This is a genomic window from Mesorhizobium sp. XAP4, from assembly GCF_029269325.1.
Taxonomy (GTDB): Bacteria; Pseudomonadota; Alphaproteobacteria; order Rhizobiales; family Rhizobiaceae; genus Mesorhizobium; species Mesorhizobium ciceri.
This window is the reverse complement of the sequence record NZ_JARIXW010000009.1, coordinates 82604-96871: the sequence shown is the minus strand read 5'-3', so window position 1 is coordinate 96871 and position 14268 is coordinate 82604. Positions and strand designations below refer to the sequence as shown.

Annotated in this window: 10 protein-coding genes; 3 read left to right on the top strand and 7 right to left on the bottom strand. The window is 60.7% G+C overall.

All coding sequences use genetic code 11. The features are described from left to right. Positions 1 to 112: 112 nt before the first annotated feature. Positions 113 to 313: a hypothetical protein gene (locus P3C39_RS30340; protein ID WP_013525315.1), complete on the top strand. Its 201-nt coding sequence runs from the start codon at positions 113 to 115 to the stop codon at positions 311 to 313. Between the two features lie 410 nt (positions 314 to 723). Beyond that, positions 724 to 3360 (top strand): EAL domain-containing protein, encoded by a 2637-nt coding sequence (locus P3C39_RS30335; protein WP_275954870.1) that lies wholly within the window; start codon positions 724 to 726, stop codon positions 3358 to 3360. A gap of 261 nt (positions 3361 to 3621) precedes the next feature. On the opposite strand, the gene P3C39_RS30330 is transcribed toward P3C39_RS30335, so the two are convergent. Next, positions 3622 to 3828, bottom strand: a complete 207-nt coding sequence (locus P3C39_RS30330; RefSeq protein WP_245265372.1) for a hypothetical protein — start codon at positions 3826 to 3828, stop codon at positions 3622 to 3624. A gap of 236 nt (positions 3829 to 4064) precedes the next feature. Here P3C39_RS30330 and P3C39_RS30325 point away from each other — a divergent pair, with 236 nt between their 5' ends. Then, on the top strand, positions 4065 to 6278 hold the full coding sequence (locus tag P3C39_RS30325; RefSeq protein ID WP_275954871.1) for an EAL domain-containing protein: 2214 nt from the start codon (positions 4065 to 4067) through the stop codon (positions 6276 to 6278). Between the two features lie 202 nt (positions 6279 to 6480). Here the strand turns inward: P3C39_RS30325 and P3C39_RS30320 are convergent, their stop codons facing one another. The 6 genes from P3C39_RS30320 to P3C39_RS30295 form a co-directional block, all read right to left on the bottom strand. Then, a complete protein-coding gene (locus P3C39_RS30320; RefSeq protein ID WP_245267627.1) occupies positions 6481 to 8400 on the bottom strand; it encodes a hypothetical protein in 1920 nt (639 codons plus the stop codon). Positions 8401 to 8456: 56 nt separating this feature from the next. Then, positions 8457 to 9551 (bottom strand): sn-glycerol-3-phosphate ABC transporter ATP-binding protein UgpC, encoded by a 1095-nt coding sequence (gene ugpC / locus P3C39_RS30315; RefSeq protein WP_013525320.1) that lies wholly within the window; start codon positions 9549 to 9551, stop codon positions 8457 to 8459. A gap of 12 nt (positions 9552 to 9563) precedes the next feature. Further along, positions 9564 to 10412 carry a carbohydrate ABC transporter permease gene (locus P3C39_RS30310; protein WP_013525321.1) on the bottom strand — a complete coding sequence of 283 codons (849 nt, stop codon included), beginning with the start codon at positions 10410 to 10412 and terminating at the stop codon, positions 9564 to 9566. Continuing rightward, entirely contained in the window at positions 10412 to 11353 is a 942-nt protein-coding gene (locus P3C39_RS30305) for a sugar ABC transporter permease (protein ID WP_013525322.1), read from the bottom strand. The genes P3C39_RS30310 and P3C39_RS30305 overlap by 1 nt, the downstream gene beginning before the upstream one ends. 104 nt (positions 11354 to 11457) lie before the next feature. Continuing rightward, positions 11458 to 13113, bottom strand: a complete 1656-nt coding sequence (locus P3C39_RS30300; protein WP_024504468.1) for an extracellular solute-binding protein — start codon at positions 13111 to 13113, stop codon at positions 11458 to 11460. Positions 13114 to 13227: 114 nt separating this feature from the next. After that, positions 13228 to 14235 carry an NAD(P)-dependent oxidoreductase gene (locus tag P3C39_RS30295; protein WP_224673562.1) on the bottom strand — a complete coding sequence of 336 codons (1008 nt, stop codon included), beginning with the start codon at positions 14233 to 14235 and terminating at the stop codon, positions 13228 to 13230. Positions 14236 to 14268: the final 33 nt, after the last annotated feature.

Genomic DNA, 14268 nt, shown 5'->3' with positions numbered 1-14268 from the left:
CGAATAGCTGCTTTGTGCCGCGAGGACCTTGGGAAGCTATTTCCTTTCGAAAAAACAGATTTTTCCTTTCGGGTAGAGGTTGGGATATGATTGCGCGACAGGAGTGCGATCTATGCAGAGTTTCACTGTCGAGCTGATACGCGACGGCAAAGCTGTGGAACGTGCCGAGGTTCAGGCCGAAAATGTTGTTGAAGCTGCGAAGACGTGGGGACCAGTAACCATCCCGTACGCCGAAGAGCCTGACATCGGCGAATGGATCAGGGTAACGCACCCTTGCGGCAGCACGACAAGTTGGTTCGAGCCGGATCGTTAAGCGCGGCCAATTTAGAGCTCACTGGCCAGGATGCGTCAGGGCTGTGGGTAAGAGCCGTGACGAACGTCACGGCGTCGGGATCATAGCAGAAGATGGACGGATGACCCGGTGCGAACCAGCGATGACAGCATGTAGTAGGCTAATCCATCTTCCTGATGTCGATCTCGCCCCTCCCCTCTCCCAGGCTGTCCGTCTCGCTTTCCCTACCCTTCTTCCGCCCGAGCAGGACGACCCTGCTGTTCGGCGCAGCAGGACTGGCCGGCACAGGCCCAACGGTACTACGCGCAGCGCCCAAGCGCAGCCTTTCGAAACTTGGTGGCACAGACCAGAAGCTTTTACGCAGATTGGAAGTCCAAATTTAAACAGTTCATCCTACGTTGGCCGATGGGCTTTTTGTCAAGGAAACGCAATTGAGCCGGTCGGGCAGAACGGATTTTGACTTTGATGGTGCAAGAAAGGCGGTTTTTTCGACCGCCAACTTGCCGGCGGCAATTGCGTTGGCCGTGCTTGTGATCTGCGCGGTCCTTGCGGACTTGCAGAACACGAAAGTGTCCGATCAACTCGCGCGCGCCGAAGTCCAGGCCAAGGTCAACATCATAAGGGCCAAGCTCGAAGGCAATGTAAACGGTAATCTCCAGCTTGTTCAGGGCCTCGTCTCGGCCATAGTTACAGAGCCGTACATGGGACAGCAGAGATTTGCGTCCCTGGCAAGCAACCTGTTCCGACAGAGATCGCAACTGCGCAACATCGCCGGTGCGCCCGATCTCGTCATCTCGCTGATGTACCCGATGGAAGGCAACCAGAAGGCGATCGGGCTCGATTACCGCAAGAGCGAGGCGCAACGGACGGCGGCGCTTCGCGCGCGAGACCTCGGCGTTCTTGTGTTGGCAGGCCCCGTCGACCTGGCCCAGGGAGGGCGAGGCTTTGTCGGGCGCATTCCCGTCTTTGTGCCGACGGCGGGCGGCGGCAGCCGATTCTGGGGCATCCTCTCCGCTGTCATCGATGTCGATCAGCTTTACGCGGCGAGCGGCTTGAATGACCCCGGGATTGATATTGATGTCGCCCTGACGGGGACCGACGCGCTTGGCGGTGGCGGCAAAAAATTCTTCGGGGGAGACAATGTCCTCGCCGGCAAGCCGGTGTCGGCCGATGTGCAACTGCCTTCGGGCTCCTGGCTGATTTCGGCTATACCGAAGGGAGGCTGGCCGGCCATTCCGAACAATGCGTGGATGTTGCGGGGGCTCATAGCCTTTGCCGGCGCGCTGGTGGTGCTGCCGATCCTGGTGGCCGGGCGACTGTTCGGCGAACGACAGAAAAACTATGCCGAGCTCAGACGTCTGTCTGGCCGCCTTGAGTTGGCCCTGGAAGCTTCTGGAATTGGCGTGTGGGAGCACGACCTGGCCACAAAAGAACTGCTATGGGACGACCGCGTCCACCAGATCTACGGCAAGCCAGCCGATGGCAAACCGCGCGGTTATGAAGACTGGGCGATGGCCATTCATCCCGAAGATTTCGACAGGGCGCGCCAGGAGTTCGACGCGGCCGCCGAGAGGGAGGGACCGTATTCTTCGCAATACCGAGTCCTGCTAGCGGACGGTACCACGCGCCACGTGCGCACGCGCGCAGCCTTCTTCCAGGACATCGGCGGCACGCCGAAGATGATCGGCGCCGAGTGGGACGTCACCAGCGACGTGCTGCTCAATGAGACGCTCATTCGAGAGCGTCAGCTGTCGGAATCGAAAAATGCCGAACTCAAAGTCGCAAAGGCGCATGTAGAGCATGTTGCGCTGCACGACCCGCTGACCGGCCTGCCCAACCGCCGCTATCTCGATGAGTTGCTTGCCGAAAAAAGCGTAACGGGGACCCGCACAGCGCTGCTGCATCTGGACCTCGACCGCTTCAAGCAGATCAACGATACACTCGGCCACGCAGCCGGTGACGCCATGCTGGTGCACGCCTCCAAGGTCATCAAGGTCAACACGGGTCCCGGTGATTTTGTTGCACGCATCGGCGGTGATGAGTTCGTCGTGGTGAGCCATGGACGTGATGACAAGCAACTTTCCGCGCTCGGCGACCGCATCATCACGCAGATGCGCCGACCGGTCGATTTTCAGGGCAACCCGTGCCGGTTCGGGGTGAGCATCGGAATTGCCGCCGGAACCGACGCCAAGCAACTGCTCGTCAACGCCGACCTCGCTCTTTACCGGGCGAAAGGAAGCGGTCGCAACCGACACGAATTCTTTGACGAAGAGCTGCAAAGCGAGATCGTGCGGACCAAGCAAATTGCCGACGAAATCCTGGGCGGGTTGGAGCGCGCCGAATTCACAACATACTATCAGCCGCAGTTCGACGCCAGGACACTTGAGATCGTCGGGGTCGAGGCGTTGTCGCGTTGGAAGCATCCCGAACGCGGCATCCTGGCCCCACAAAGCTATCTCAAAGTGGCCGAAGAACTCAACGTCGTGGCAATCATCGATCGCGCTGTCCTGGAACAGGCGCTTGAGAATTTCGACCAATGGTCGAACAGCGGTCTCAAGATCCCGCACGTCTCGGTCAATGTCTCCGCCAAGCGGTTGGAGGACAAGGATCTGATCGATGGCTTGCGCAAGCTTGCCATCAGGAAGGGCACAGTGTCGTTTGAGCTGGTTGAGTCCATCTTCCTCGATGAGAATGACGACCTGGTCACCTGGAACCTGGAGCACATTAAGGAACTCGGCATCGACATCGAAATCGATGACTTCGGCACCGGCCATGCCTCGATCGTGTCCCTGCTCAAGCTGCAGCCGCGCCGGCTCAAGATCGACCGCCAACTGATCACGCCCGTCACCCAGTCGATCCCGCAGCGTCAGCTGGTCTCGTCGATCATTGAGATCGGCAAATCGCTCGGCATCGAAGTCATTGCCGAGGGTGTCGAGACGAATGATCACGCGCGCATCCTGAAGGAGCTTGGTTGCGATATTCTGCAGGGCTATGTTTTTGGCCGCCCAATGGACGCCAAGGCCTTCACGGCGTTTGCCCAATCGCGCAAATGGTTGGCCGTGGGGTAAGGTCATGCCTCGCGCGGTAAGGCAGGCAGGCCGAGCGGTTCAACCGGCGCCCAGTCGCGAATTGGCTCGAGCACACTGCACTTGCATCGGCAAACCCACCGCCACCCTTGTCCCCAAAGTGCCCGACCGGCTCTGCGTGCCGGTGAAGTGACCGAAAGCAAATTTCTCGTCAGGTCTCTCAGATCTCATGATCCGACGGTCCGGTGGCGCGGCATGGGCTGTTAGCTCCAGACAGCTGAAGATAGCCAAAAGCGTCCGGCGTTATGGGCGAAGGAGCGCGGCACCAAATTGCGCCCACAATCGATCGCAGTCATTTGCCCTGAGGCTTGGCGTTCCCGGTTCGCCGTAGAAGACCATCGCCGAACGGACATCGTAACCGAGCACCGAGGCATTGGCCACGAACTGAATTGCCATTCCCAAATTCATCGCGTTGATCCTTACCTCGGCTTTAGTGCTGAGATCGACCACGCCGAAAATTTCCGCACCCCCACTTCTGCCGGCCATAACCGTCGTCGAGAGCGCGTTCCCCAAAGCGAGTAGCATTCGTGTTCAGTCCCCGCAAAGGCCGCTCTCGAACGCGCGCGCGGCGAATTTGTTCCTTGGCAGTTCAACGCCGGGCTATCGAACTGGCCTTTTCAAACGTGCAGCTTGCCTGATGCCGCGCCTTTAACGGTCCAGCAGTTTTCTTAGCGTAAAGCAGCCTCATGACGCTGCTCCGGCATTTCGGCGAACCAACACGTCGCCTTTTTTTCAAGCGAACGGCTTTGCCCATCATTGTCGTGACGCTGCTTGTTGCGACCCTCACCACAGGCCTTTTGCTGTGGTCGGCGACCCAGTCCGATGGTGTTGCCGTGTCGCGGCAGAAAAGCTTGGTCGCCTTGATCATATCCAAGCTGGAGAGCGGAATAGCCCACGATCAGGAGAGCGTCACCGTCTGGGACGACGCGGTCAGCGCCCTGCGGAGCCAGGATACCAAATGGGTCGACACCAATCTCGGCACCTGGATGCACACGTATTTCGGCCACGATGAGGTCTACATTCTCGATCCGAAGGACGCGCCAGTCTACGCATTCGCCGATGGATCGGCGGTGGATCCGGCGAGCTATCAATCCATACGCCCGACCACTGCGCCTCTCGTGGAGAACCTCAGGGCGAGGCTGAAACAGGGGGACACCGACGGCGTCACCGAGCAGGTGCTCACGATAGGTGCTTCCGACATGGTCGTCATCTCCGGCCATCCTGCCATTGTCAGCATCAAGCCAGTCGTTTCCGACAGCGGCCACATTGCACAAGTACCAGGTCAGGAATTCCTACACGTTGCCGTTCGCTATCTGGACGGCAGTCTGCTTGCCTCCTTGCGCCAAGACTATCTGCTCGACGACGCACACTTCTCCTGGTCAAACATGCTTAGCTCTGAAGAGGCGTCCTATCCCCTCGTCGGTCGCTCTGGTTCGACTGTCGGCTTCTTTGTGTGGCAGCCATATCGGCCCGGGGCGTTTGTCCTTTTTCAACTGGTGCCAACACTCGTGGCGGTGTTCGGACTGGTACTTGGCGGAATTATTGTAGCTCTGGCCGCTTTGCGCCGGCGGACTTTGAGGCTGATTGAGACCGAGAATCACATCTATCACCTGGCCCACTACGACCTGCTTACAGGGCTGCACAGTCGCGGCCATTTCAACAGTCGTTTGGCTGATGCGCTGACACTGCTGCCCGCGACGGGCGAGCAGCTCGCGATCCTCTATCTTGACCTCGACCGGTTCAAGCAGGTCAATGACAGCTTTGGCCACCCTGCCGGTGACGAGTTGCTCAGGGAGTTCGCAGACCGGCTGAGGCGGCTGACCCTGGAGGTGGACACGGTGGCGCGCCTGGGCGGTGACGAATTCATTATCATCCAGCGCGCGGTCGCAGGCGAGAATGAGGTCAAAACATTGTGCGAGCACTTGATCGAGTCCGCGCGCCGGCCGTTCGAGGTCGCCGGAGTTCAGGTTTTTGTCGGGGTGAGCGTCGGCGTAGCTCTTGCTCCCAGGGACGGGGTGGACCAGGTCGAGTTGGTGCGGAAAGCCGACCTCGCCCTGTATCACGCCAAAGCCGGCGGTCGCAGCGGCTATGCTCTGTTTGAACCCGAGATGGACCAGACGCTGGCAAAGCGTAAGGGTCTCGAACAGGACCTGCGCAAGGCGCTGCAAACGCCCGGCCACATCCGGGTGCATTATCAGCCGCTTTACACCGCCGACACCAACAGGATGACGGGCGTCGAAGCCCTCGCGCGCTGGTCGCACGCAGAGCGTGGTTGGGTCGCCCCTGACTTGTTCGTACCATTGGCAGAGGAAACGGGGCTCATTGAAGTTCTAGGCGAGCTGGTTCTGCGCCAGGCCTGCCTTGACGCGGTGCATTGGCCGATCGAGACCCTGGCAGTGAACGTATCGGGGTTGCAGCTGAACAATCCGAGCTTTGCCATGAAAGTGACGAGCATCTTGTTGGAAACGCAAATGGATCCACGGCGGCTCGAGCTGGAGGTTACGGAAAGCACGCTCTCCGAGCGCCCCACCGAATGCCAGCAGAACATGGCAGCGTTGCGCAGTGTCGGGGTGCGCTTTGCGCTTGACGATTTCGGTACGGGATTTTCCTCATTGGGCCGACTGCAGAGCCTGGAAGTGGACAGGATCAAGATCGATCGAAGCTTCGTGCAGGGCTTTGGCGGCTCGAACGGTGACGAGGCCATCGTTCAGGCGATTATCGACCTGGCTCGCGCGACTGGCCTCAGCACCACAGCGGAAGGGGTCGAGACCGAGAGCCAGTGCAATTATCTGCGCAAGCTCGGCTGTGACCAGCTACAAGGCTTTTTGCTTTCAAGACCGGTGCCAAAAGAGGACCTTCAGGAACTCCTCGACGGCGGATCAAGGCGGGCGACCGCATGAGAATGCGTCTATGTGATTCCCGACGGTCGACGATGCCGCACGCGGATGCAAGCAGCGAATCTTGGCGGCCTGGGACAAGGTGCGTCGACACTCCCCTGGCCAGTGACGCCTGACGATCTGTGTCACCCGCTTCGGGCCAGAGCGATTGATGCGGCTGCGCATGACGTTGGGCTCAACTCTCAACCTCAGCGCACATCGGGCTCTAGGTCGAAAATGGTAGGTCGAGATCAACTCGCGCGACGGCGTAAGCGTCAAGCGAGATGAATTGGTCATCCAGCGGTCTTGCGGTACTTTCCATGAAGTTGGGATCGGTTGCCGCCCGTTCGAACTGCTCGGCGCCAAGAAGAGCTATACGGGCACTGCTCGGCGCATCCGGAAGTTTCACAGATTGCGCCTTGGAGGTGAGGTTGGCGACCCACAGTGTCACGCGCCAATCTTTTTCAGCTGCGATCGTCGCAATGGCGTCAGCGCCGGAAGTTCCTACGGACAGCAGGGTGGCTCCGCCGAGCCTTGAGAGACCCGCCATGACATGGAAAGCGGGATAGACCGTTCGGCCGTCCTGCTGGTCATACCATGGCTGGACGAAATCAGCCTTCCTGTGGATATGGCCAAAGGGGCCGGTGAAGTCCCCTACCGCGACGGCCTCGACCCCTCCGCGAGCGCAGGCCGCGAAATAGCCGAGCGTCCATGCCGCATTGAACAGCCCGCGCTGCCGCGGATCGATGCGGCTCAGACATATGCGGGCGTTCGCTTTGTTCGGCGCGGTGCCCTTTCCGTAGGGGTTCTCGCGGCAGCCGAGCTGACTGGGACCTATGCGCAGCGGCACGCGGTCGCCCGTGAAAGCATGTGCCGAGCGTATCTGATGAGGGATAGCCTGAAGCGTTTCCATCACCGAAATATCATCCGCCGCGTGCACGCTTGGACAGGTGGTGAAGGTCACGTAGTCGAGCGCTTCGGCTGGCGGACGCTTGCGATTGAGTTCGGTGAAGTAAGCGGCCATGCCTCCGCCCAGCCCGATCCCCGGGAAAGCCCGGCGAGCGGCGGAGTAGCATTCGTGGAAGCTGGGCATGACCGGCCGCGGTGCTCCCGGCTGAACGGATTTCATGTCCTGCGCCGGAAAGACGGAGACAGCTTCCAGTTTGAGGCCGATTGTATGGACCGCATCAGCGACGGGCGCCAATTCGCCGAATGGGTCGAGCGTGCCCTTGGTGATGATCTCGAGGACCACGCCTGCGCCGGTCAGCCGTGCAAGCGCGGCGTAGCTTTCGAGTTCATCATGGCCGTGTCCGAATCGGAGATCGACTTGGCAGACCATCCACTGCGGAGCCATTCGTCGTAGAAGCTCGGGGGATTCAAGCGCGTGCCTTGCCTCGTCGCCAGCGACGCCGACGCCAACGCGAGGCACTTGGCCGACGGGTCTGCCGATCGTCAGGTCGATGAGTGGATTGCGGTTTTCAGACGCCCCGGCACGAAGCGTTCCTGACACGTGTAGCCGGACGACCTGGGTGAATTTCTGGCCCTTGGGCAGTCGGTAAGGCCACGGGCGACGCAGAGGGCGGACATAGGTTTTATAGGAAGCGTCAGACCAATTGCGTTGATCCTCCATCTCGAAGGCATCACCGTCCATGGTGCATGTGGCCCAGATCCCAGGCGCGATCTCATGCGACAACGCCCGGATATCGGTGAACGGACATTTAGGGTCGATGTGGTCCGGAAAGAGCGATAGCTCATCATGACCATCCTCATGCAGCACCTTTACCGGCTTGCCCGCCAAGGCTTCGATCGGATGAAGGACGATGAAGCCGGTCCGATTCGTCAAAAGGTCAGTCTCGGGCTCTGCCTCGGCCGCAAAAGCCAGCGCACCATCACTACTGCCCGAGATCCGTACCTGATAAACCAGGCGACCGGATGTTGCGGAACATGTTGCACGGTATGCGACGCTGAACACATCCAGCCTTTCATCGATGTGGAGATCATCGAGAACGGCTGTAGCGGTTCCCCAATTTTCGTCCCGCACAAGGAACGAGATTCCGCGCAGAATCTCAATTCCGTCAAGGCGGATGTAGCGTAACGCCCCATTGTCGAAGTCGACCGACAACGGTCCCGCGCGAAGTGTGCGCAAGGGTGGCTCGACCTGTTCGGTTCCACACAAGCGGATGGCTCGAGATGCTGCCAAGGTCAAATTGCTTGCTCCGTCGCAGCGTCAAAAATCGACGCCCGGTTCATGTTGATGTCGATCGGCAGTCTCTCGCCGGGACGGCTGACGTCGTGCGCCTGAAGCTCCGCCACCACTGGCGCGCCGGCAAGGCGGAAGGTCGCATAGCTGCGCGAGCCAGTCGGCTGCAGCAGGTCGATGGTTGCATCATAGCGCAGCGTGCCCGGCTCGGGGGTAGCAGCGTGTGCGCGTGTCAGATGTTCCGGGCGCAGCCCGAGCAGCACCGACTGCCCATCTATAGCGCCATTTAGAGTCCGCCCGGGGGCGATCGGCAGCAGACCATCGGCCAGCCGGATGGCGGCGGCGCTCCCGTCCAAAGCCAGCGTGCCCGGCAGGAAGCTCATGCGTGGGGAACCAAGAAAGCCCGCGACGAAGATCGAGGCGGGGCGCTCGAACAGTTCGAGTGGCGCGCCCTGCTGCTCGATCAACCCGTCGCGCATCAGCACGATGCGGTCAGCCAGTGTCATCGCCTCGATCTGGTCATGGGTGACGTAGATCATCGTCGTGGCGATGTCCTGGTGAAGGCGCTTGATCTCGCCGCGCATTTCGTCGCGAAGCTGGGCATCCAGATTGGACAGCGGCTCGTCGAACAGAAAGATGCGGGGGTTGCGGACTATGGCGCGGCCGATGGCGACGCGCTGACGCTGCCCACCGGATAACTGGCGTGGAAATCGCCCGAGCAAGGGGATGATGCCGAGCATACGCGCTGCCTCGGCAACGCGCGCCTCTACCTCGGGCTTCGGCATCTTGCGCGCCTTGAGACCGAAGCCGATGTTCTTCGCCACGCTCATATGTGGATAGAGCGCATAGTCTTGAAACACCATCGCCACGTCACGATCGCGCGGCCGCAAGTCATTGACCACCTCGCCGCCAATCTCGATCGTGCCTTGCGAACTCTCCTCCAGTCCTGCAATCGTCCTCAAAAGGGTACTCTTGCCGCATCCGGAGGGGCCGACCAGAACGGTGAACTCACCGTCGCGAATGTGGAGGTCAATGCCGCGCACCGCATGGAAGGCGCCGTAGCGCTTGTGCAAGCCGGTGATCCTGACTTCAGCCATGCCTGCCTCTTTCTATCCGCGAACGGCGCCGAGCGTCAGCCCGCGCACGAGATGTCGTTGAGCAAGGACTCCCAGAGCGATGGATGGCACGAGGGAAACAATGGCCAGGGCCGCCGCTTCACCATATTGCGCGCCCTGGAAGCCGATGAAGGAGCGGAATACGGTTGGCAGCGTGAACGCAGTTCGACTGGTCAAAATGAGCGCGAAGAAGAACTCCGTCCAGCAAGCGATGAAAGCGAAGACGGCCGCCGCGACGATGCCCGGGGCGGCAAGCGGCACGGCAACACGCCAGAACGCCTCCCAACGCGTGCAGCCATCGACCAGGGCCGCCTCCTCCATCGACTTCGGCATGCCGCGGAAATACGCGAACATCATCCACACCGACACCGGCAGCGTGAAGACCGTATAGGCGATGATCAGACCAATATGGGTGTCGTACAGCCCGACGCCACGATAGATAAGGAATACCGGCAGGACGATGCCGATCGGTGGCAGGAAGCGCTGTGACAGCACCCAGAAAGACAGGTGCTGGCCGCCCGTGTTGTAGCGCGCCAGACTATAAGCCATCAGCGTGCCCAACAACGCTGAAAGCACGGTGGCCGACAGCGAAATGATCAGACTGTTGATGAGCCCGTCGAGGCCGCGATAAGCGAACAGCGCAGCTTTGTAGTGTACAAGGGTCGGCTCGGCAGGGAACCAGACGGGCGGCACGGTGAGGTAGTCGTCGCTCGGCTTGATCGAGGTGTTGAACATCCAGTAGAGGGGCCACAGCACGAACACGAGGAAGAAGCCGAGCAGCAGCATGCGACCGATCGGCACCGACCGGCGTTTCCTGCGGCGGGCGGGCGCGACGGCGGCCATCAGACCGGCTCCACCTTCAAGAGCCGCCGCACCAGCAGCGTCACTACCAGCGCGGTGAAAATCAGGAATAGCCAGCTTCCGGCCGTCGCCTGCGACAGATGAAACTGGGTGAAGCCGACCGTGTAGAGATAGTAGGAAGCCGTGTAGGTTTGCGTACCCGGGCCGCCGCCGGTCATGATAAAAATGGTATCGAACATTCGGATGGCGTCAAGCAGGCGGAAGGTCAACGCCAGCAGCATCATAGACCCGAGATGCGGCAGCGTGATCGCCCAGAAGGCCTGCCAGGCATTGACGCCGTCGAGTTCCGCCGCCTCGTAGAGGTTCGGAGGGATTGCGGTAAGCCCGGCGAGCAGGACGACAAACATGAACGGAGTCCACTGCCAGACATCAGCGATGATCAGCGAGACATAAAGCCATGGGCGCTCGGTCATCCAGCCGATCGTCACCTCCTGCCCCAACAGTTGCGTCAGGATGTAGTTGGTTGGCCCGAAAGGCCGCTGAAGCAGCAGCGTCCACGCTTGGCCGACTATCACCGGGCTGATGAAAAGCGGCACGATCAGGATCGACATGACGACACCGCGCCCCGGAAAGCTGCGCACCATGGTGAGCGCCACCAGAAGGCCCAGCACGAATTCGATGGCGACGCTGATGCTCGACAGGCAGGCCGTCAGCAAGAGCGACCACCGTGCCACGGGATCGAACACCACCCGCTCGAAGTTTTTCAAGCCGACAAAGGCGTGGCCCGGCACCTGGAAGTCGTAGTTGATGAAGGACACGACCAGTGAGAACAGCAGCGGATAGATCGACAGCGCCAGTATCAACAGCACCGCGGGCGCGACCAGAAGCCATTTGAAGTGGCGGTCCGCCCACTGTGCGAGGGTCGAAAGCCGAGGCGGGGCGCCGGTGGTCGTCATGCGACTGATCGTGGTGGTGTGCGGCATCGATTTATTCCAAAGATCGCCACGCGGTTGAGCCAGGGTGTTGCGAGCAAAGCGCCCGCAACACCGGTCTGGTGCTAGAAACCCGGCTCCCCTCCAGGCGAGTCTCAGAGGGTGACTGCCATGCCAAGCTTCTCCACTGTGTTGTCAGCGGTGGCGCCGGGCAGTTTCAGGAACTCGGTGTAGAATGCCTTTTGCGACTCCATCCCGAGCCGATCGGTCGTCTCGTTCCACTCGGCGGCCGCCGTTTCCAGCGATGCTTTCGGATCCGCACCAGCCCACACTGCGGTGCACATGCGGTCGATGCTCAAGAAATAGTCCTGCGCACCTGGCATGATCGGGTCGAGCAGGCCGACATTCGCCGAGTTGTTGAGGTTGGCCAGGTACTCCTTGGCGCTCGGGAACAGTGCTCCATAGAGCTCCGACTTGAAATGCGAAATGCGGTATGGGTCGCGCAGCGCATAGGGCAACATGCAGCGCGCCAGTGAGACGGGAGGCGAGCAGGCCCACTGCATGAACAGATACGCCGCCTCCGGATTGGGCGAATCCGCCGACAGCGCCTTGTTGTAGCCGGTGGCATGTTCCGGATTGCCCGGCACGACGGCATAGCCAACCTTGCCAGCGATCTGCGACTGGGGAATGAAGTTGATCGCCGTGGCGGATTGCGAATAGTTCGCCGCCATCCGGCCGCTTGGAGGCCAGGAATAGATCATCGCAACCTTCCCCGTCAGGAATGCCGCCCAAAGGGAGACGGCGTCGAGCTCGTTGTTACCGGGGATCGAGGCCTTGTTGGCCGCGAGCATGTTCGTCAGCGTCTTGACGCCCGCATCCGACACCAAGCCGGCCTTCATGTCGTCGCCGAACAGTTTCCCGCCGTTGGCACGGTACTGCTGCAGAAAGTCGAACTGATTGCCCGGGCTGCCCGCCTTGCGGAAGTGGCCTGCACCATAAACCTTCGGTGCCATCTGGTCGGTGATGAATTGGGCGATCTGAGCATATTCCTCCCAGGTCTTCGGTGGTCCGAGCTTCGCGTTGAACTTGGTCTGGTAGGCCTCCATCATCTTCGGATCCTCGAAGATGTCCTTGCGGTAGTAGAGAGCGAACATGTCGCCGTCGTCGAAGAAGCCCCAGATCTTTCCCTTGTAGGTCGGCAGCGCCTTGTAGAGAGGATGATAGTCCTCGAGGTCTGCAGGGTTCATATATTTGGCGATATAGTCGTCGAGAGGTGCGATGACGCCGCCATCGGCGAGCGACGGTGTCCAGGCTGGCGAGATGTCGAGCACGTCATAGGCGCCTGAGCCGGCAATGTGCTCGGCGACCGCCTTGGAGTATTGATCGGGATTCGACAGTTCGACCACATTCGACTTCATGCCCGTAAGCTGCTCCCACATCGGCCCACTGAAATTGCGTGGATCGAGCGCCTGCAGGCCTGCCTCGTAGGTCATGTTGATCGTGACGCCCGCATGCGCCTTGGCCGCCTCGACCGCGCGGAAGGCGGAGCCCTCCGCCGGTCCTTCCTTAGATGCTTTCAGCGCAGCGGCCTGCGCCTGTCCCAGCGGCGACGTGGCGTCGGCCAGTTCGAGCTTCTGCTGCGCCAGCGCCCAATCGGTCATCATACCCAAAATGGGTGCAGACGCTGCCAACATACCGGTCATCTGGCCGAAGCGGGTTATGAAATTCCGGCGGGTCGTTTCGCCACGCATGAAGGCGTCGACCTCTGCTTCGAGACCGGCCTGAAAGTCACGTTTTTCACGATCGTTCATAGTGCTTGGTCCTCCCGTTTCTCATTTGCTCACTCGTCCGCAGGCGCGGCGGTCGAGCATTCCTCCCGTAAGGCCCCCGCAATGGCCGCGGCGGCGCGCCAAATTCTCGCACTCCTAGCTTCCGAAGCGGCCCGCGAAAACGGCCAGCCTATCCTTCCACCGCTCGCTCGAAAGCACCTCGCGATTGACCACACCGCGCGGCTCGCGACCATGTTGAACCTCGATTACCGCTTTGACGTCTGCAGCGCCGTTGCCGGCAAAGCACTGGTCGGTCCAGCACAATGCGTGCGGCGCAAGGATGACGTTGTCGAGTTTGAGGATTGCATCGTCAGCATCCGGCGGCTCCTGCTCCAGCACGTCGAGACCGGCGCCGGCGATACGACGCTCCCGCAGGGCTTGTGCCAATGCCTTCTGGTCGACGATCGGGCCGCGCGCTGTATTGATCAGGTATGCAGTAGGCTTCATCAGGGCGAGCCGCTCGGCATTGACGAGATGGCGCGTGTCAGGCGTCAGCGGGCAACTTACCGACAGCACGTCGGCGCGACGAAACAGATCTTCCAGTCCGACCAGCTCCACGCCTAGTTCGGCAGCGACCTTCTTGTCTGCAAATGGGTCATGGGCGATGAACCTCATATCGAAGGGCTTTGCCAGGCGAAAAACTTCGGCGCCTATGTTGCCGATGCCGAGCGACCCCAGCGTACGCCCCACGAGCCCGACACCCATATGTTGGGAGCGCTCCTGGAAGCCATGAGGTCCCTTACGGGTGAGGGCGTCCTTCGTGAACAGCTTGCCGGTGAGTGCCAACATAAAGGTGATGACGGATACGGCGACCGGCCGTCTTACCCCATCGGGCGTGATGACCAGAGCGATGCCGGCGGCAGTGCAGGCCTCGACGTCGACAGTATCGTAGCCGACGCCGAAGCGGGCAACGACGGCCAGCCGACCGCTCTTGGGGACACTCGTGGAAACGAAGCGATGAGTGAGAAGGATCAGCGCATCGAAGTCCTCAAGCTGGTCGGCGCGAAGCGGGTTATTCGATTCCAGGAATGTCATCTCGAGGCCTGGCGCCTTGCGCAGAGGCTCCAGGTCAAAGTCGGGATAGGTCAGCGAGCCGTCCGGCATGCGGAAATCACCGGAAAGCGCCACCTTGAACTT